A 17,392-nucleotide genomic window follows, 5' to 3' on the forward strand; every position below is an offset into this window, starting at 1 on the left:
CAGGAACCCGACGCCACTTTGAAAACCGCTCAAGCACTGGAATTCACCGCGCCGCGCGACGACAACGCGCGCCTCGCGAATCTCTGCGGCCCGCTCGACGAAAATCTGCGGCAGATCGAACAGGCGCTCGACGTGACGCTCACGCGGCGCGGCCACCGGATCGCGATTCGCGGGCGCGGCGCGAAAACCGCGCTGACGGCGCTCGAGGACTTCTACAACCGCGCGCGCGATCCGCTGTCGGTCGACGATATCCAGCTCGCGCTCGTCGAGGCCCGCCATCCGGGCAATCCGCGCCGTAACGGCCATGGCGAAGGCAACGGCGGGACCGAAGTCGACGTGCGGTTTCGCGGCGATCCGGACCATCCGTTCGACGAGCCCGTCGTGCGCATCGGCGACGAAGAGCACATCGACGATGGCGCGCCGAAGCTCTATACGCGCCGCGCCGATCTGCGCGGCCGCACGCCCGCGCAGCGCGAGTACCTGAAGCAGATCCTGTCGCACGACGTGACGTTCGGCGTCGGCCCGGCGGGCACCGGCAAGACGTATCTCGCGGTCGCGTGCGCGGTCGACGCGCTCGAACGCGACCAGGTCAAGCGCATCGTGCTGACGCGCCCGGCCGTCGAGGCCGGCGAGCGGCTCGGCTTCCTGCCCGGCGACCTCGCGCAGAAGGTCGATCCGTACCTGCGGCCGCTGTACGACGCGCTCTACGATCTGCTCGGCTTCGACAAGACCGCGAAGATGTTCGAGCGGCAGATGATCGAGATCGCGCCGCTCGCGTACATGCGCGGCCGCACGCTGAACCACGCGTTCATCATCCTCGACGAGGCGCAGAACACGACGCCCGAGCAGATGAAGATGTTCCTCACGCGGATCGGCTTCGGCTCGAAGGCGGTCGTCACGGGCGACACGAGCCAGGTCGATTTGCCGCGCGCGCAGAAGAGCGGCCTGATCGAGGCGCAGCAGGTGCTCGGCGGCGTGCGCGGCATCGCGCTCACGCGCTTCACGAGCGCCGACGTGGTCCGCCATCCGCTCGTCGCGCGCATCGTCGAGGCCTACGACGAGTTCCACGCGCAGCACAAGGACGAGTGAACGCGTCGCGCCGGCGCGGCCGCGCGGGACGATCGGGCCGAAGCGCGCCACGAACGGAAGCGTGCTTGCCGATCGGGCGGCGTGCACGGCCTGCGCGGGCGGCGCCTCGCACCGCTCGCGCAGGCCGCCTGATCACTCGATCGTTCGTCGCGCGATCATCGGTCGCGTGATCGTTCGCGTGATCGGCCGCTCGGCCGCTCGATTGGTCGATCGCTCGGCCGGTCGATCGGCGGATCTTCCGGGGAGCGCCTGAGCGACCAGTCGCCCGATCGTCCGTTCCGCACGGCAACGCCATCGACCGGGTTCGCGCGCGGCGACGCGCGACGGATCGCAATCCGAATCCGTCGACGGCGCGCCCGCCGCCCCGTCGACGATCCGCAGCGCTCGGGCACCGGTCCCATGCCGGCCGATGCGCGCCCCGCCCGCCTGCCGCGCGTGTCGGCGCAACGCTCGCCCCCAAGAACCGCCGGCCGCACGCCGGCCGCACGCGCCTGATACTGCGCGCCGGGCCTCGCCCGAATCGTCGCCGGGCGAGCCCAAAAATGCCGCGCGCAAGCCCCCTCCCCACTCGCGACAACTCGCCAATTGGCCCCCGGACGCTCGTCCGTTTGGTGTATCCTCAACCGCGTTCAAACCGACGTCAGCGTGATGAAATCGTCCCGTTCCACCAAGTCCGCGCGCGCCGAGGCAGCGCAACCCGAATTTCCTCGCCTGTCGCTGTTCGATGCGAAAGGCAAAGTCAAATCGGTCGACGCGCAGGCGCTGCGCGTCGACTTCGCCGACGGCCGCAGCCTGATGTTCGACCTGTCCGGCAGTTCGGGCGACGCGGCCGTCGCGATCGTCGCTCAGCACGCGGACCCGTCGCTGCGCGCGACGATCGCGCTGCGCCCCGAGCACTACGATAGCGTGACGGTCGAAGTCGGCGCCGACGAGAATCCGGACTTCGCTCACGACGAAACGAGCGACGCGGGCGAAGACGCGCACGACCGCGAGCCCGAGCTCGACCTCGCGGTCCAGTACGGCGACGAGATCGGCGACGCGCAGCGCAAGTCGCTGCCCAAGCGCAAGGTGATCGCCGAATGGCTCGAGCCCGCGATCTTCTCCGACGCGCAGTTCACCGTGCGCTTCGTCGGCGCCGACGAAGGGCGCGCGCTCAACCACAGCTATCGGCACAAGGACTACGCGACGAACGTGCTGACCTTCGCGTACGGCGAGGAGCCGGACGGCGTCACCGTCGCGGATCTCGTGCTGTGCTGCCCCGTCGTCGAAAAGGAGGCGCGCGAGCAGGGCAAGACGCTCGTCGCGCACTACGCGCATCTGCTCGTGCATGGCGCGCTGCACGCGCAGGGGTATGACCACGAGCGCGGAGAGGAGGACGCGGCCGAGATGGAAGCGCTCGAAACCGACATCCTCGCAAAGCTCGGCTTCCCGAATCCGTACCGCTGATTCGCGCCGCCCTGCCCGCCCGTGAGCCGCCCCGCCCCCGCACCCAGCCGCTGCCCATACCCTCCGTCGCTCGGCGAAGCGCGCTACCTGAGCGACGACGAACTCGCGGCGTCGCTCGGCGCGACGCTGGCCGGCTGGGATCGCACGAGCGATCTGTGGCTGTTCGGCTATGGCTCGCTGATCTGGAACCCGGGGATGCCCGCCGTCGAGTCGGTGCGCGCGAAGGTCCACGGCTACCACCGCGGGCTCTATTTGTGGTCGCGCGTGAACCGCGGCACGCCCGAGCAGCCTGGGCTCGTGCTCGCGCTCGACCGCGGCGGCTCGTGCACGGGGCTTGCGTTCCGGCTCGCCGGCCGCACCGCGATACCGCACCTCGAGGCGCTGTGGCGGCGCGAGATGGCGATGGGCTCGTACCGCCCCGCGTGGCTGCCGTGCGCGCTCGCGGGCCGTGAGCGGGTCAGCGCGCTCGCGTTCGTCATGCGGCGCGACGTCCCGACCTATACCGGCAAGCTGCACGACGACGTCGTGAGAATCGTGTTCGGCTGCGCGAGCGGCCGCTACGGCACCACGCTCGACTACGTGAGCCGCACCGTCGACGCGCTGCGCGACAGCGGAATGCCCGATCAGGCGCTCGAGGCGCTGCTCGCGCGCTGCAGATAGCGGCCGAAGGGCTGACGCTCTCAACGCCGCCGACTCTGTCAACGCAGTCGGTCGGCGGGCGTGGGCGGACGGTGCGGCGAGCGGTCGCGCGACGCGCCGAACGCCGAGTACCGGTTGCCGGATGCCAAACGAGGGATGCGAAGGCGCGATGCGATCGCCAAATGCCGCCACAGCCGCCGCACGCCGTCTCGCACCACCGGCGCCGGACGTGCGCGCGCCCCGCAAGCCCACCCGCCCGCGCACCGGCCGCGCGCCGCTTCGCATCCGCCGTTTTTTTCCGCCGCTGCCCGCGTGAGCGTTTCTGCGCTACGATGAGGGACGCCCGAGGCCGCGCCGCTCGGCCGGAATCGCGCGACGCGCCGCTGCGGCTCGCGCGCATGCCCGTCGACACGGACGCGCCATAGCCTTGGTGTATCCTTGCCAATTCCGTGACAGCGCGCCTTCGATACGCAGGGCGCACCACCATGAACGATTCGTATCCCAGTCGAAAATCCTCCGACAAACCGCATGAAAAGCGCTCGCTGCTCGAGCGTCTGACCGACTTCATCTCGCCCGAGCCCGATTCGCGGGCCGAGCTCCTCGAAATCCTGCAGGATGCGCACGAGCGCAACCTGATCGACGCCGACTCGCTGTCGATGATCGAGGGCGTGTTCCAGGTGTCCGATCTGTGCGCGCGCGACATCATGGTGCCCCGCGCGCAGATGGACGCGCTCAACATCGCCGACAAGCCCGAGGACTTCATCCCGTTCGTGCTCGAAAAAGCACACTCCCGCTACCCGGTGTACGAAGACAACCGCGACAACGTGATCGGCGTCCTGCTCGCCAAGGATCTGCTGCGCTTCTACGCGGAAGAGGAATTCGACGTGCGCGGGATGCTGCGCCCCGCCGTCTTCATCCCCGAATCGAAGCGGCTGAACGTGCTGCTGCACGACTTCCGCGTGAACCGCAACCACCTCGCGATCGTCGTCGACGAATACGGCGGCGTCGCGGGCCTCATCACGATCGAGGACGTGCTCGAGCAGATCGTCGGCGACATCGAGGACGAATACGACTTCGACGAGGAAGCCGGCAACATCATCGCCGCGCCGGACGGCCGCTATCGCGTGCGCGCGCTGACCGAGATCGAGCAGTTCAACGAAACGTTCGGCACCGATTTCTCCGACGACGAAGTCGACACGATCGGCGGCCTCATCACGCACCATTTCGGCCGCGTCCCGCATCGCGGCGAGAAGGTGCGCCTCGGCGACCTGCTGTTCGAGATCCAGCGCGGCGACGCCCGCCAAATCCACGTGCTGCTCGTGCGCCGCGCGCCGCTCGCGGGCCGGCGCAGCAGCTCAGCCGGCGAAGACTGACGCGCGGCCTCCGTTTCCCAACCCGCTCCTTCGACGCAACGCATGGCCGAACCGATCTCGACCCGCTCGCAATCGAGCGTCTCCTCTACGGGCGCCGGCCGTGCGCTGCCCGTCTGGCACTATCCGGCCGCGCTCCTCGCGGGCGCGGCCAACACGCTGACGTTCGCGCCGACGCCTCACGGCGGCTGGCTGCAGTTCGTCGTATTCGCATGGCTCTTCGCGCAACTCACGCGCACGACGAGCTGGAAGCACGCGGCGGCCACGGGCGGCGCGTTCGGCTTCGGCAACTTCATCACCGGCATCTGGTGGCTCTACATCAGCATGCACGTGTACGGCGAGATGGCCGCGCCGCTCGCGGGCGGCGCGCTCGTGCTGTTCTGCCTGTATCTGTCGATCTATCCGGCCTTCTCGGCGGGGCTCTGGTCGTTCTGCGCGGGACACGCGCAAAACGGCCAGGCCGCCGAGCCGCGCCCGTTCTCGCCGACCTGGCACGGCGCGTTCGCGTTCGCGAGCGCATGGGCCGCCGGCGAATGGCTGCGCGGCACCGTGCTCACCGGCTTTCCGTGGCTCGCGAGCGGCTATGCGCAAGTCGACGGGCCGCTCGCCGGCTACGCGTCGATCGTCGGCGTCTACGGGATCGGCTGGATGCTCGCGCTCGTCGCGGCGCTCGCCGTGCAGGCGATCGTGCGCGCGCGCGAAGATGGCAATGGAACCGGAAACGGCCGCGGCAACGGCCGAACCGATGCGACGGCGACGAGCGCGACGGCCGCCCCGCGTGCGTCCCGCGCGCCGCGCGTCGCGGCGCCGGCGCTCGCGGCCGTCGCGCTCGTCGCGATCGGCCCACTGCTCGCGCTCGTGCCGTGGACCGTGCCCGCGAACGCGCCGCTCGCGGTGCGCCTGCTGCAAGGCAACGTGAAGCAGGACATCAAGTTCGAGGAAGCGGGCATCAAGGCGGCGATCGAGATGTATCAGAAGATGATCACCGAGAAGCCGGCCGATCTCGTCGTCACGCCCGAGACGGCGATCGCGGTGCTGATCCAGGAACTGCCCGAGCCGTTCGCGCGCGCGGTGCGCGCGTTCAGCGACACGACCGACACGGCCGTGCTGTTCGGCGCGGTCGGCGGCACGGTGACGGCCGACGGCCGGATCGTCGACTACACGAACAGCCTGTACGGCGTGACGCCGCATTCGCGCGACATCTACCGCTACGACAAGCACCATCTGGTGCCGTTCGGCGAATTCATCCCGTGGGGCTTTCGCTGGTTCGTCGACCTGATGAAGATGCCGCTCGGCGATTTCGCGCGCGGCGCGCCGGTCCAGCAGCCGTTCATCGTGCGCAACCAGCCGGTGATGGCGGACATCTGCTACGAGGACATCTTCGGCGAGGAGATCGCGGCGACGATCCGCGACAATCCGGTGTCGCCGGGCGTGCTCGTCAACGTGACGAACCTCGCGTGGTTCGGCGACACGATCGCGCTCGACCAGCACCTGCAGATCGCACGGATGCGCTCGCTGGAGACCGGCCGGCCGATGCTGCGCGCGACGAACACCGGGATGACGGCCGCGATCGACGCGCAAGGGCGCGTGCTCGGCCAGCTGAAGCCCTACACGATCGGCTCGCTCGACGTGCGGATCGAAGGCACGGCCGGACGCACGCCGTACGTGACGAGCGGCAACGCGACGGTGCTCGCGCTGTCGCTGCTGTTCCTCGCGTTCGGTTTCGCGTTCGGGCCGGGGCTGCGCCGGCGCGGCTGACGCTCTCCGCGCGCCGCCCGCCGGCGGCGCGTTCTTCAGCCCGCGCGCTGCGCCCATGCGCGCAGATCGCGCGCCACCTCGTCCATCACCGGCTCCCAGCGCGCGAACTCGCGCTGACGATACAGCGTCGCGCTCGGATACCACGGGCTGTCGCGCCGCCCGAGCTGCCACACCCAGTGCGGATTGACGTCGAGCAGCACCCACGTCGGGCGCCCGAGCGCGCCGCCCAGATGCGCAACCGACGTGCAGACGCTCACGATCAGATCGAGCGCGCCGACGTAGGCGGCCGTATCGTCGAACGTGCGCAACTCGGCCGTGTCGTCGACGATCGGAAAGCCCGCCGAGCGCGCTGCCGCGACGTCCGCCGACGCGCCCGGCTGCAGCGAATGAAACGTCACGCCGCCGATCCCGCCGAACGCGGCGACGTACCGGTCGAGACCGACGCGCCTGAACGGATTGCGCTGATGCGCGAGGCTGCCCGTCCACGCAAGCCCCACGCGCAACGGCGTCGCCCCCGCCTGCGCGGACTCGGCGAAGCGCGCGCGCCATCGCGCGAGCGCCGCGTCGTCGGCGCGCAGATACGGGACGGTATCGCCGAACAGCGCATCGCCGAGCCCGAGCATCCACGGCACGCTCATCAGCGCAAGCTCGTAGTCGAACGGCGGCAGCGCGTCGACGCCGCCGCCCGCACGATAGCCGTCGACGTGCGCGCCGAGGCTGCGCACGAGCAGATCGCCCATTTGCGGAAACGCATTCCATTCGAGCCGGCCGCCTTCGCGATGCACGCGCTCGGCGAGCGCCGGCACGAAGCGCGCGAACTGCAGCAGGTCGCCCATGCCCTGCTCGCCCCACACGAGCAGCGTCTTGCCGGCAAGCGGCTCGCCGCGCCAGCGCGGGCCGGGCAGCGCCGGCAGCTTGCCGCGCAGCTCGGGCGCGCCGCTCCAGCGCAGTTCGTGCGCCGGCCAGCCGCTCGCGTAGTCGCCGCGCGCGAGCCGGATCAGCGCGAGGTTGAAGCGGTGCGACGCATCGCCGGGCTCGAGCTCGATGACGCGCCGCGACGCGCGCTCGGCGTCGTCCCAGCGCTGCGCCTCCTTGTACGCCATCGCCGCGTTGGTGAGCGCGAGCGGGCTGTCGGGCGCGAGCGCGAGCGCCTTCGCCGACGCGTCGAGCGCGCCCGGCAGGTCGTGGCGGCGCAGCCGCGCGATGACGAGATTGATCCACGCATCGGGCTCGGACGGCGCGCCGGCGGCCGCTCCTTCGAGCAGCGCGAGCTCCTCGGCGTCGTCGCCGCCCGTCATCCGGACGGCGATCGCGAGGTTGTTCTTCAGCGACGGCCATGCGGGCTCGACGGCCAGCACGCGCCGGTACGGCGCGATCGCCTCCGCGTGACGCCCCGCGTGCTGCAGCGCGTAGCCGTGGTTGAACGCGGCGGCGGGCGATGTCGGCGCGAGCGCGTCGCAGAGGCGCGCGAGTTCGACCGCGTCGTCGGCGCGCCCGTCGCCGACGAGCGCCATCGTCAGCCGATGGATCGCGCCGTCGTCGACGGGATGCAGCAGGCCGGCGGCTTCGAGCCAGATCGCGCGCGCGTCGCCGCGGGCGTCGAGCGCCCGGCGAAGCATCGCGACGAAGGGCGGCAGCAACGGAACGTTCGGGCCGGGCGAAGCGGAGGACATGGGCGATCGTCACGAAGACGGCGTGGCGCGCGACGCGGCGCGGAAGCCACCATCTTACCGGCTCGCCGCCGCCCGGCGTCTCGAAAATGCGCGGGTGCTTCGTCGCCGCGCGCGTCCGTCGAATGGCCGACTGGCGATCCGCCGCTGGGGCCGTGCGCCGCCCGCGCGCACGGCGCGGCGCGCGCCGTGTGAGCCGTGTGAGCCGTGTGAGCCGTGTGAGCCGTGTGAGCCGTGTGAGCCGTGTGAGCCGTGTGAGCCGTGTGAGCCGTGTGTGCCGTGTGCGTCGTGCGTGCCGTGTGCGCCGTGTGCGCCGTGCGTGCCGTGCGCGCCGTGCGTGCCGTGCGCGCCGTGCGTGCCGTGCGTGCCGTGCGTGCCGTGCGTGCCGTGCGTGCCGTGCGTGCCGTGCGTGCCGTGCGCGCCGTGCGCGCCGTGCGCGCCGCGGCCGCCCGCGAATCGCGCGCCGACGCGCCGCCGATCGGCCCCCGCGCATCCGCCCGTTTTCCCGCGATTTCGTCGCCCGCGAACGCGTATGGAGGGCTGCCCCACCCCGTTCCGGCCGCACCTGCCCGCCGATCCGGTAAAATTACGCGTTTCAGCACAGACCCAAGCCGCGCGCCGCGCGAGCTGCCGGCGCCAGCCCCGCTCGCGCCGTCCGCCCGAAGCGCGGCGCCCAGCGCCACGAAGGCCTCTCATGCTTACGTTTCAGCAAATCATCCTGACGCTCCAGTCCTATTGGGACAGGCAGGGTTGCGCCCTGCTCCAGCCGATCGACATGGAAGTCGGCGCCGGTACGTCGCACGTGCACACGTTCCTGCGCGCGATCGGCCCCGAGCCGTGGCGCGCCGCGTACGTGCAGCCGTCGCGGCGCCCGAAGGACGGCCGCTACGGCGAAAACCCGAACCGCCTGCAGCACTACTACCAGTATCAGGTGGTGCTCAAGCCCGCGCCGGAGAACATCCTCGACCTGTACCTCGGCTCGCTGGAAGCGCTCGGCTTCGATCTGAAGCAGAACGACGTGCGCTTCGTCGAGGACGACTGGGAAAACCCGACGCTCGGCGCGTGGGGCCTCGGCTGGGAAGTCTGGCTGAACGGCATGGAAGTCACGCAGTTCACGTACTTCCAGCAAGTGGGCGGCCTCGACTGCAAGCCGGTGCTCGGCGAGATCACCTACGGCCTCGAGCGCCTCGCGATGTATCTGCAGAAAGTCGAGAACGTCTACGACCTGATCTGGACCGAGTGGGAAGAGCAAGGCCCGAACGGCCCCGAGCTGCGCCGCCTGACCTACGGCGACGTCTATCACCAGAACGAAGTCGAGCAGTCGACCTACAACTTCGAGCAGGCGAACGTCGAGCTGCTCTTCACGTTCTTCAGCAGCTACGAAGCGGAAGCGAAGCGGATGATCGACGCGCAGCTCGCGCTGCCCGCGTACGAGCTCGTGCTGAAGGCGGGCCACACGTTCAACCTGCTCGACGCGCGCGGCGCGATTTCCGTGACCGAGCGCGCCGCGTACATCGGCCGCATCCGCGCGTTGTCGCGGCTCGTCGCGCAGGCGTACTACGATTCGCGCGAGAAGCTCGGCTTCCCGATGATCGGCAACCCGGTGCCGGGCGTGCCGGGCTTGACCACCGACGCGCAAGAGGCCGCGCAGCCCGCGTGGGCGCCGCCGCTGAAGGCCGAACGCAAGATCGATCAGGACTGACGAGATTCTTCACACCATGACGCAAAACCATTCCGCTTCCCTGCTCGTCGAACTGCTGACCGAAGAGCTGCCGCCGAAAGCGCTCGCGCGCCTGGGCGACGCGTTCGCCGAAGGCATCGCGCAACGCCTCGCCGCGCGCGACCTGATCGAAGGCGAGCTCGCGTTCGAGCGCTACGCGACGCCGCGCCGCCTCGCCGTCGTCGTCCGGAACGTGCGCGCCGTCGCGCCCGAAAAGCAGGTCCGCGAAAAAGTGCTGCCGGTGTCGGTCGCGCTCGACGCGCAAGGCTTGCCCACCGCCCCGCTCGCGAAGAAGCTCGCCGCGCTCGGCCGCCCGAACCTGTCGATCGCCGATCTCGAGCGCGCGCACGACGGCAAGGCCGAAGCGTTCTTCGTCAACTACGCGGCGCCCGGCGCGTCGCTCGCCGACGGCCTGCAGGCCGCGCTCGACGAAACCCTCGCGAAGCTGCCGATCCCGAAGGTGATGACCTATCAGCGCCCGGACGGCACCGACGTCCAGTTCGTGCGCCCCGTGCATCGCCTCACCGTGCTGCACGACGATCGCATCGTGCCCGTGTCCGCGTTCGGCATCGACGCGGGCGACACGACGCTCGGCCACCGCTTCCTGTCCGACGGCCTCGTCGCGATCCAGCACGCGAGCGCGTACGCGGACGCGCTGCGCGAGAAAGGCCGCGTGATCGCGCACTTCGCGCACCGCAAGGAAGCGATCCGCACGCAGCTCGCCGCGCACGCCGACGGCGACCAGGTCGTGATGCCGGAAGCGCTGCTCGACGAGGTGACGTCGCTCGTCGAATGGCCCGTCGTCTATCCGTGCCGCTTCGAGGACGAATTCCTGCAAGTCCCGCAGGAGTGCCTGATCCTCACGATGCAGACGAACCAGAAGTACTTCGCGCTCACCGACGCGGCGGGCAAGCTGCGCTCGCGCTTCCTGATCGTGTCGAACATCGAGACGAAGACGCCGGACGAGATCGTCGAGGGCAACGAGCGCGTCGTGCGCCCGCGCCTCGCCGACGCGAAGTTCTTCTTCGAACAGGACAAGAAGAAGCCGCTCGCCGAGCGCGTGCCGCTGCTCGCGAACGTCGTCTATCACAACAAGCTCGGCTCGCAGCTCGCGCGCGTCGAGCGCCTCGAAACGCTCGCGGGCGAGATCGCGCCCGCGATCGGCGCCGACGCGACGATCGCGATCCGCGCGGCGCGCCTCGCGAAGGCCGACCTGCTGACCGACATGGTCGGCGAGTTCCCCGAGCTGCAGGGCACGATGGGCACGTACTACGCGCGCCACGACGGCGAGCCGGAAGACGTCGCTGTCGCGTGCACCGAGCACTACCAGCCGCGCTTCTCCGGCGACGCGCTGCCGACGGCGCCCGTGTCGACCGCGGTCGCGCTCGCCGACAAGCTCGAGACGATCGTCGGCATCTGGGGCATCGGCCTCGCGCCGACGGGCGAGAAGGACCCGTTCGCGCTGCGCCGTCACGCGCTCGGCGTGCTGCGTCTGCTGCTCGAAAAGCAGTTGCCGCTCGATCTCGTCTGGCTGCTGCGCACCGCGTACGAGCGCTTCGCGGCGGTGCCGGGCGTCGCCGAATCGACCGACGCGATCTACGCGTTCTTCATCGATCGCCTGCGCGGCCTGTTGCGCGAGCGCGGCTACACGGCAGGCGAAGTCGACGCGGTGCTGAGCCTGAACCCGACGCGCCTCGACGACATCATCGCGCGCCTCGACGCGGTGCGCGAATTCACGCGCCTCGCGGAAGCCGAAGCGCTCGCGGCCGCGAACAAGCGGATCTCGAACATCCTGAAGAAGTCGGAAAGCGGCGCGAACGGCGCGGTGCAGCCGACGCTGTTCGTCGAAGCCGCCGAGAAGGCGCTCGCCGAGCAGCTCGCCGCGGTCACGCCGCGCGTGCAGTCGCAGCTCGAGGCGCGCGCGTACACGGGCGCCCTCTCCGCGCTCGCGGCGCTGCGCGCGCCCGTCGACGCGTTCTTCGACGACGTGATGGTCAACGCCGAGGACCCCGCGCTGCGCGCGAACCGGCTCGCGCTCCTGTCCGCGCTGCATCAGCAGATGAACTGCGTCGCGGACATCTCGAAGCTCGCCGCCTGAAGCCGGGGGCCACGCAATGCCGACCAGTCCCAGCAAGAAGCTCGTCGTCCTCGACCGCGACGGCGTCATCAACGTCGATTCGGACGCGTTCGTCAAGTCGCCCGACGAATGGATCGCGCTGCCCGGCAGCCTCGAGGCGATCGCGCGGCTCAACCACGCGGGCTACCGCGTCGTCGTCGCGACCAACCAGTCGGGCATCGGCCGGGGCCTGTTCGACATGGCGACGCTGAACGCGATGCATCTGAAAATGCATCGCGCGGCGGCCGCGGTCGGCGCACGGATCGACGCGGTGTTCTTCTGCCCGCACACCGCCGACGACCACTGCGACTGCCGCAAGCCGCAGCCGGGAATGATGAAGCTGATCGCCGAGCGCTTCGAGATCGATCCGCAGAACACGCCCGTCGTCGGCGATTCGCTGCGCGACCTGCAGGCGGGCGCGGCGCTCGGCTTCCGGCCGCACCTCGTGCTGACGGGCAAGGGCAAGAAGACGCTCGCCGCGGGCGGGCTGCCGCAAGGCACGCGCGTGCACGACGACCTGCGCGCGTTCGCGCTCGATTTCCTTTCCGAAGAACACGAGTGATGCCGACCCGCGCGCGTCCTCCCTCACCGTAACGTCACGCCGATGCGCTTCGCCCGCTCCCTGCTCCTATTCGTTTATTTCATCGTCTACACGGCGCTGTACGCGACCGCGTGCTTCATCGCGTTCCCGTTCCTGCGCCCGAACGCGCGCTACTGGATGGCGGCCGGCTGGTGCAAGTCGACGCTCTTCGTCGCGCGCTGGCTGAACGGCATCCGCTATCGCATCGAAGGCTACGAGAACCTGCCCGACGGCCCGGCCGTGCTGCTGCCGAAGCATCAGTCCGCGTGGGAGACGATCGCGCTGCCCGCGCTGATGCCGAAGCCGCTCTGCTACGTGTTCAAGCGCGAGTTGCTGTACGTGCCGTTCTTCGGCTGGGCGCTCGGGATGCTGCACATGGTCCACATCAACCGCAAGGACGGCAAGAACGCGTTCGATTCGGTGATTCGCCAGGGCCGCACGCGAATGGCGGACGGCGCGTGGGTCATCATGTTCCCCGAAGGCACGCGCACGCCGGTCGGCAGTCAGGGCAAGTACAAGACGGGCGGCGCGCGCTTCGCGATCGGCGCGGGCGCGCCCGTCGTGCCGATCGCCCACAACGCGGGACGCGTGTGGCCGCGCAACTCGTTTATGAAGTATCCCGGCACCGTCACGGTGTCGATCGGCAAGCCGATCGACACGCAAGGCCTCACCCCCGATCAATTGAACGAACGTGTCGAGAACTGGATCGAAGCGGAAATGCGCCGCATCGATCCGGACGCGTACCGGCACGAGCGCGACGGCGCACGCGGCGCCGCACGCTCGTCCGACGCCGCGCGTACCTGAAGTCAAGCGAGTTTCACCCATTGCGCACTGCCAAACGAAGCGAACTGATGCCGAAGCGTCCCAGGCCACGGCCGGCCGTCGTGGCTCTCGATCACCGCCAGCTCGACCTGCCGCTCTTCGACGGGCCGGCCGCCTCGGCGTCTCCCGCTTCCCCTTCCGCCGTTCCGCCCGCTTCGTCCGTTGCGCCCGCCGCACCCGCTGCGCCGCCCGACGCCGACCGCTCCCGTCGCCGCACGCTCGCGCTCGACGGCGGCGTCCTCGAATACAAGCTCAAGCGCTCGGCGCGCCGCACGATCGGCTTCGCGATCGACGGCAGCGGCCTCACGATCACCGCGCCGCGCTGGGTGACGCTCGCCGACATCGAAGCGGCGATCGCCGAGAAGCGTCGCTGGATCTTCAACAAGCTCGCCGAATGGCAGACGCGCGCCGAGCAGCGCGCGCTGCCGCAGATCGACTGGAAGGAAGGCGCGCAGATTCCGTACCTCGGCAAGCCCGTCACCATCGCGCTCGCGTCGGCGAAGGGTGCGCTCAGCTTCGACGCGGCCGCCGCGACGCTCGAGCTCGGGCTGCCCGCGCACGCGAGCGAGCAGCAGATCAAGGACCGCGTGCAGGGGTGGCTGCAGAGCGAAGCGAAGCGGATCTTCGGCGAGCGGCTGGCGGTGTATGCGCAGAAGCTCGGCGTCACGTATTCGATGTATGCGCTGTCGTCGGCCGCGACGCGCTGGGGCAGTTGCTCGAGCGACGGCAAGATCCGCCTGAACTGGCGGCTGGTCCACTTTCCGATGTCGATCGTCGATTACGTCGTCGCGCACGAGCTGTCGCATCTGCGCGAGATGAACCATAGCCCGGCGTTCTGGCAGACGGTCGAATCGATCTTTCCGGAATTCCGCGAAGCGCGGCATACGCTCAAGCATCATCCGCCGGAGCTGCTGCCGGCGCTCTGAGCGCGCGGCGCTCGCAAAAGCGCGCCGCCCGTCGCCCGATCGAAAGGGCGGCGGCCGAACGCGGCGAGCGGTAGCCCGGGGGACGCGGCCGCGCGCAACCGCAATCGGACATCGATTTTCGCGGCGCGCTTTCGATGCGGCAGGCGCCGCACCGATTCGATTCGGCGCTTCCGCGCCCGCCCCTCCTCTCGCCGCCGTCGTCCCGCGCCGCACGACCGATGCATGCGCCGACTCGCCCGCCTACGCCCGCGCGCGGCGCGGCGCATCGCCCGAACCGCGCCGCCGCCCGCGGAAGCGCGCGCAAGCGCGAACGCGAACGCGCCGCCGAGCTTCGCAGCCCGAGCAAAACGGGTTCATGAAAAGGAATCGTGGGAAAGGAAAAACGACTCGGCGCGCAGGCGCGAACGCATCGCGCGCCGGATGCGAGCCGGCGCGGAGCGCCGCAGCGCCCCGTGCGGCCGGACAGCGCTCAGTGGGGCTTGCGCTGGATGAACTCGATCTTGTAGCCGTCCGGATCTTCGACGAACGCGATCACCGTCGTGCCGTGCTTCATCGGGCCGGCTTCGCGCGTGACCTTGCCGCCTTGCGCCTTGATCCGCTCGCACGCCTCGTACGCGTCGTCGACTTCGAGCGCGAGGTGGCCGAAGCCCGTGCCGAGGTCGTACGACTTCGTGTCCCAGTTGTGGGTGAGCTCGATGACCGTGTGGTCCCGCTCGTCGCCGTAGCCGACGAATGCAAGCGTGAATTTCCCGTCCGGATAGTCGTCGCGGCGCAGCAATTTCATGCCGAGCAGCTCGGTGTAGAACTTGATCGAGCGGTCGAGATCGCCGACTCGCAGCATCGTGTGAAGCAAACGCATGATGTACTCCGTGGGGACTTGCTTGAACGTGCGAATGTACCAGACCCGCGCGATTCTCGCCGGCCGCCGCACCGCCCATCCGGGCAGCGGAAGCCATGCACGACGGCAGGCGGCGCGCGGCGCGATCGGTTAAGATCGTCGCGGCAGGCAGCGGTGCGGCATGCGCGCCGCATCGCCGCCCGCCGCACCCCGCGACGAGGCCGCCCGCGCCGCGTCCCGCGACGAATCGAACCACCTTTCCGACAGCCGCTCCCCCGGCCCGCAAACCGTGCAAACCTTCTTCCTCGAACCGAGCTTGTCCGCCGAGCGCCCGGCCGCCGGCATATCCACGGCGCGCGCCACCGCGTTCGGGGGCGTCCGATGAGCGCCGTCGCCTACGCGCCGGCACGCCCGGCGCTCGATCTGCGCGCGATCGGCGTGATGATCCTGCTATGCGCGATCTGGGGCTTCCAGCAAGTCGCGATCAAGAGCGCGACGCACGCAATCCCGCCGATGCTCCAAGCCGGGCTGCGCTCGGCGATCGCGGCCGTCGGCGTGTGGGCGTGGGCGAGCGCGCGCGGCACGTCGCTTTTTCGCGCGGACGGCACGTTCGGCGCCGGCGTCGCCGCGGGCACGCTGTTCGCGGGCGAATTCGTCTGCCTCTTTTTCGGCCTCACGCTGACGAGCGCCGCGCGCATGGCGATCTTCCTCTACACCGCGCCGTGCTTCACCGCGCTCGGCCTGCACCTGTTCGCGCCGGGCGAGAAGATGCGCCGCATGCAATGGATGGGCGTCGCGATCGCGTTCTCGGGCATCGCGGTCGCATTCGCCGACGGCTTCGCGCGGCCGGCCGCGGGCGGCGCATCGACGCTCGCCGGGCTCGCGGGCGACGCGCTCGGCGTGCTCGGCGGCGTGATGTGGGCGGCGACGACGGTCGTCGTGCGCTCGACGTCGCTCGCGCGCGCGAGCGCGAGCAAGACGCTGTTCTACCAGCTGACGGTGTCGGCGGCGGCGCTGCTCGGGCTGGCCGTCGTCACCGGACAGACGACGCTCGCGAACGTGACGCCGCTCGCCGTCGCGAGCCTCGCGTATCAAGGCGTGATTGTCGCGTTCGCGAGCTATCTCGCATGGTATTGGCTGCTGACGCGCTATAGCGCGGCACGGCTTTCCGTGTTTACGTTTCTCGCGCCGCTCTTCGGCGTGAGCTTCGGCGTGCTGCTGCTCGGCGATTCGGTCGACGCACGCTTCGGCGCGGCGGCCGCGCTCGTGCTGGCGGGCATCGGGCTCGTCAACGCGCCGCCGAAAGGGGATCGCGGCAAGTAGGCGGGAAACGGAGGATTATCCGGCCGGCGGCCGTGGCGGGGCGCGTTGCAGATTTGCCGTTTAGCCGTTTAGTCGTTTTGCCGATCCGGCGGCTTCGTGGACACGCCGACATGCCGACACCGGCCGCGCGATCCCGCGACGCGCCGCCCTTTGCGCCGCCCGTCGCCGGCCGCCCGCCCCTCAGTCGCCCCTCAAGTCGCCCCTCAAGTCGCCTCTCAAGTCGCCTCTCAAGTCGCCTCTCAACCGCCCGTCCGCCGCACGGCGCCGGCCGCCTGCGCGACGCGCACGTACTCGTCGACGCCGACGTCTTCCGCGCGGCGCGCGAGATCGAAGCCGAGCGCGTCGAAATCCACCAGGTCGCGATAGCCCCCAAGCGTGTTGCGCAGCATCTTGCGGCGCTGCGAGAACGCGGCCGTCACCACTTCGCCGAGCACCGCGACGTCGACGTGAGGCAACTCGTGCGGCGCGTGCGGAATCATCCGCACGATCGCCGAATCGACCTTCGGCGGCGGCTGGAACGATTCGGGCGGCACATCGATCAGCTTGTCCATCGTGTAGCGGTACTGGAGCATCACCGACAGCCGGCTGAACGCCTTCGTGCCCGGCTCGGCGACCATCCGCTCGACGACTTCGTTCTGCAGCATGAAGTGCTGGTCGATCACGACGGGCGCGAACGACATCAAATGGAACAGCAGCGGGCTCGAGATGTTGTACGGCAGATTGCCGATGATCCGCAGCGACGGCGCGCCGCCCGGCCGCGCGAGCGAGCCGAAGTCGAACGCGAGCGCGTCGCCCGCGTGCAGCTCGAGCAGATCGCCGAAGCGCTCCTCGAGGCGTCCGATCAGGTCGCGATCGAGCTCGACCGCGTGCAGCGGCGAATCGGGCGTCGCGAGCCGCGCGATCACGGGCCCGGTGAGCGCGCCGAGGCCCGGACCGATCTCGACCATCCGCTCGCCGCGCTTCGGATCGATCGCCGCGACGATCGCGTCGATCACGCCGTGATCGACGAGAAAGTTTTGCCCGAAGCGCTTGCGCGCGAAATGCCCTTGGTGCTGTCTGCTGTTCGACATCGAGAGATAGAAAAACGAATGACGC

14 protein-coding genes are annotated in these 17,392 nt (G+C 70.0%); 11 read left to right on the forward strand and 3 right to left on the reverse strand.

Annotated elements, in window-relative coordinates:
- Window positions 1–18: 18 nt before the first annotated feature.
- The 5 genes from WT60_RS16860 (at window position 19) to lnt (ending at window position 6,302) form a co-directional block, all read left to right on the forward strand.
- Window positions 19–1,089: a PhoH family protein gene (locus WT60_RS16860; protein ID WP_038751919.1), complete on the forward strand. Its 1,071-nt coding sequence runs from the start codon at window positions 19–21 to the stop codon at window positions 1,087–1,089.
- A gap of 648 nt (window positions 1,090–1,737) precedes the next feature.
- Window positions 1,738–2,535, forward strand: a complete 798-nt coding sequence (gene ybeY / locus WT60_RS16865) for an rRNA maturation RNase YbeY (RefSeq protein WP_059575269.1) — start codon at window positions 1,738–1,740, stop codon at window positions 2,533–2,535.
- 21 nt (window positions 2,536–2,556) lie between these two features.
- Window positions 2,557–3,195 carry a gamma-glutamylcyclotransferase gene (locus WT60_RS16870; RefSeq protein WP_038751913.1) on the forward strand — a complete coding sequence of 213 codons (639 nt, stop codon included), beginning with the start codon at window positions 2,557–2,559 and terminating at the stop codon, window positions 3,193–3,195.
- A 464-nt stretch (window positions 3,196–3,659) separates the two neighbouring features.
- Entirely contained in the window at window positions 3,660–4,547 is an 888-nt protein-coding gene (locus tag WT60_RS16875) for a transporter associated domain-containing protein (protein ID WP_038751910.1), read from the forward strand.
- A 42-nt stretch (window positions 4,548–4,589) separates the two neighbouring features.
- Window positions 4,590–6,302, forward strand: coding sequence for an apolipoprotein N-acyltransferase (gene lnt / locus WT60_RS16880; protein WP_060355578.1), 1,713 nt, complete (start codon window positions 4,590–4,592; stop codon window positions 6,300–6,302).
- Between the two features lie 35 nt (window positions 6,303–6,337).
- On the opposite strand, the gene WT60_RS16885 is transcribed toward lnt, so the two are convergent.
- Window positions 6,338–7,975 carry a hypothetical protein gene (locus tag WT60_RS16885; protein ID WP_038751904.1) on the reverse strand — a complete coding sequence of 546 codons (1,638 nt, stop codon included), beginning with the start codon at window positions 7,973–7,975 and terminating at the stop codon, window positions 6,338–6,340.
- Window positions 7,976–8,666: 691 nt separating this feature from the next.
- Between WT60_RS16885 and glyQ the strand changes: the two genes are divergently transcribed.
- Genes glyQ through WT60_RS16915 form a run of 5 tightly spaced genes read left to right on the forward strand, consistent with a single transcriptional unit; the run spans window position 8,667 to window position 14,136 of the window.
- Window positions 8,667–9,674, forward strand: a complete 1,008-nt coding sequence (glyQ, locus tag WT60_RS16895) for a glycine--tRNA ligase subunit alpha (protein WP_081989874.1) — start codon at window positions 8,667–8,669, stop codon at window positions 9,672–9,674.
- 16 nt (window positions 9,675–9,690) lie between these two features.
- The gene (gene glyS / locus WT60_RS16900) at window positions 9,691–11,790 is read left to right on the forward strand and encodes a glycine--tRNA ligase subunit beta (protein WP_038751214.1); all 2,100 of its coding nucleotides are present in this window, start codon (window positions 9,691–9,693) and stop codon (window positions 11,788–11,790) included.
- A gap of 16 nt (window positions 11,791–11,806) precedes the next feature.
- A complete protein-coding gene (gene gmhB / locus WT60_RS16905) occupies window positions 11,807–12,370 on the forward strand; it encodes a D-glycero-beta-D-manno-heptose 1,7-bisphosphate 7-phosphatase (RefSeq protein WP_059577267.1) in 564 nt (187 codons plus the stop codon).
- Window positions 12,371–12,412: 42 nt separating this feature from the next.
- Window positions 12,413–13,192, forward strand: a complete 780-nt coding sequence (locus WT60_RS16910) for a lysophospholipid acyltransferase family protein (RefSeq protein WP_038751210.1) — start codon at window positions 12,413–12,415, stop codon at window positions 13,190–13,192.
- A gap of 47 nt (window positions 13,193–13,239) precedes the next feature.
- Window positions 13,240–14,136, forward strand: coding sequence for a SprT family zinc-dependent metalloprotease (locus tag WT60_RS16915; protein ID WP_038751208.1), 897 nt, complete (start codon window positions 13,240–13,242; stop codon window positions 14,134–14,136).
- A gap of 469 nt (window positions 14,137–14,605) precedes the next feature.
- Here the strand turns inward: WT60_RS16915 and gloA are convergent, their stop codons facing one another.
- On the reverse strand, window positions 14,606–14,995 hold the full coding sequence (gloA, locus tag WT60_RS16925) for a lactoylglutathione lyase (RefSeq protein ID WP_059670225.1): 390 nt from the start codon (window positions 14,993–14,995) through the stop codon (window positions 14,606–14,608).
- A gap of 360 nt (window positions 14,996–15,355) precedes the next feature.
- Between gloA and WT60_RS16935 the strand changes: the two genes are divergently transcribed.
- Window positions 15,356–16,297, forward strand: coding sequence for a DMT family transporter (locus tag WT60_RS16935; RefSeq protein WP_038751200.1), 942 nt, complete (start codon window positions 15,356–15,358; stop codon window positions 16,295–16,297).
- Window positions 16,298–16,536: 239 nt separating this feature from the next.
- Here WT60_RS16935 and rsmA read toward each other — a convergent pair whose 3' ends face one another.
- Window positions 16,537–17,367 carry a 16S rRNA (adenine(1518)-N(6)/adenine(1519)-N(6))-dimethyltransferase RsmA gene (gene rsmA, locus WT60_RS16940; RefSeq protein ID WP_038751198.1) on the reverse strand — a complete coding sequence of 277 codons (831 nt, stop codon included), beginning with the start codon at window positions 17,365–17,367 and terminating at the stop codon, window positions 16,537–16,539.
- Window positions 17,368–17,392 lie beyond the last annotated feature (25 nt).

Origin of the sequence: Burkholderia sp. MSMB617WGS (genome assembly GCF_001532025.2) — a bacterium.
Lineage (GTDB): Bacteria > Pseudomonadota > Gammaproteobacteria > Burkholderiales > Burkholderiaceae > Burkholderia > Burkholderia savannae.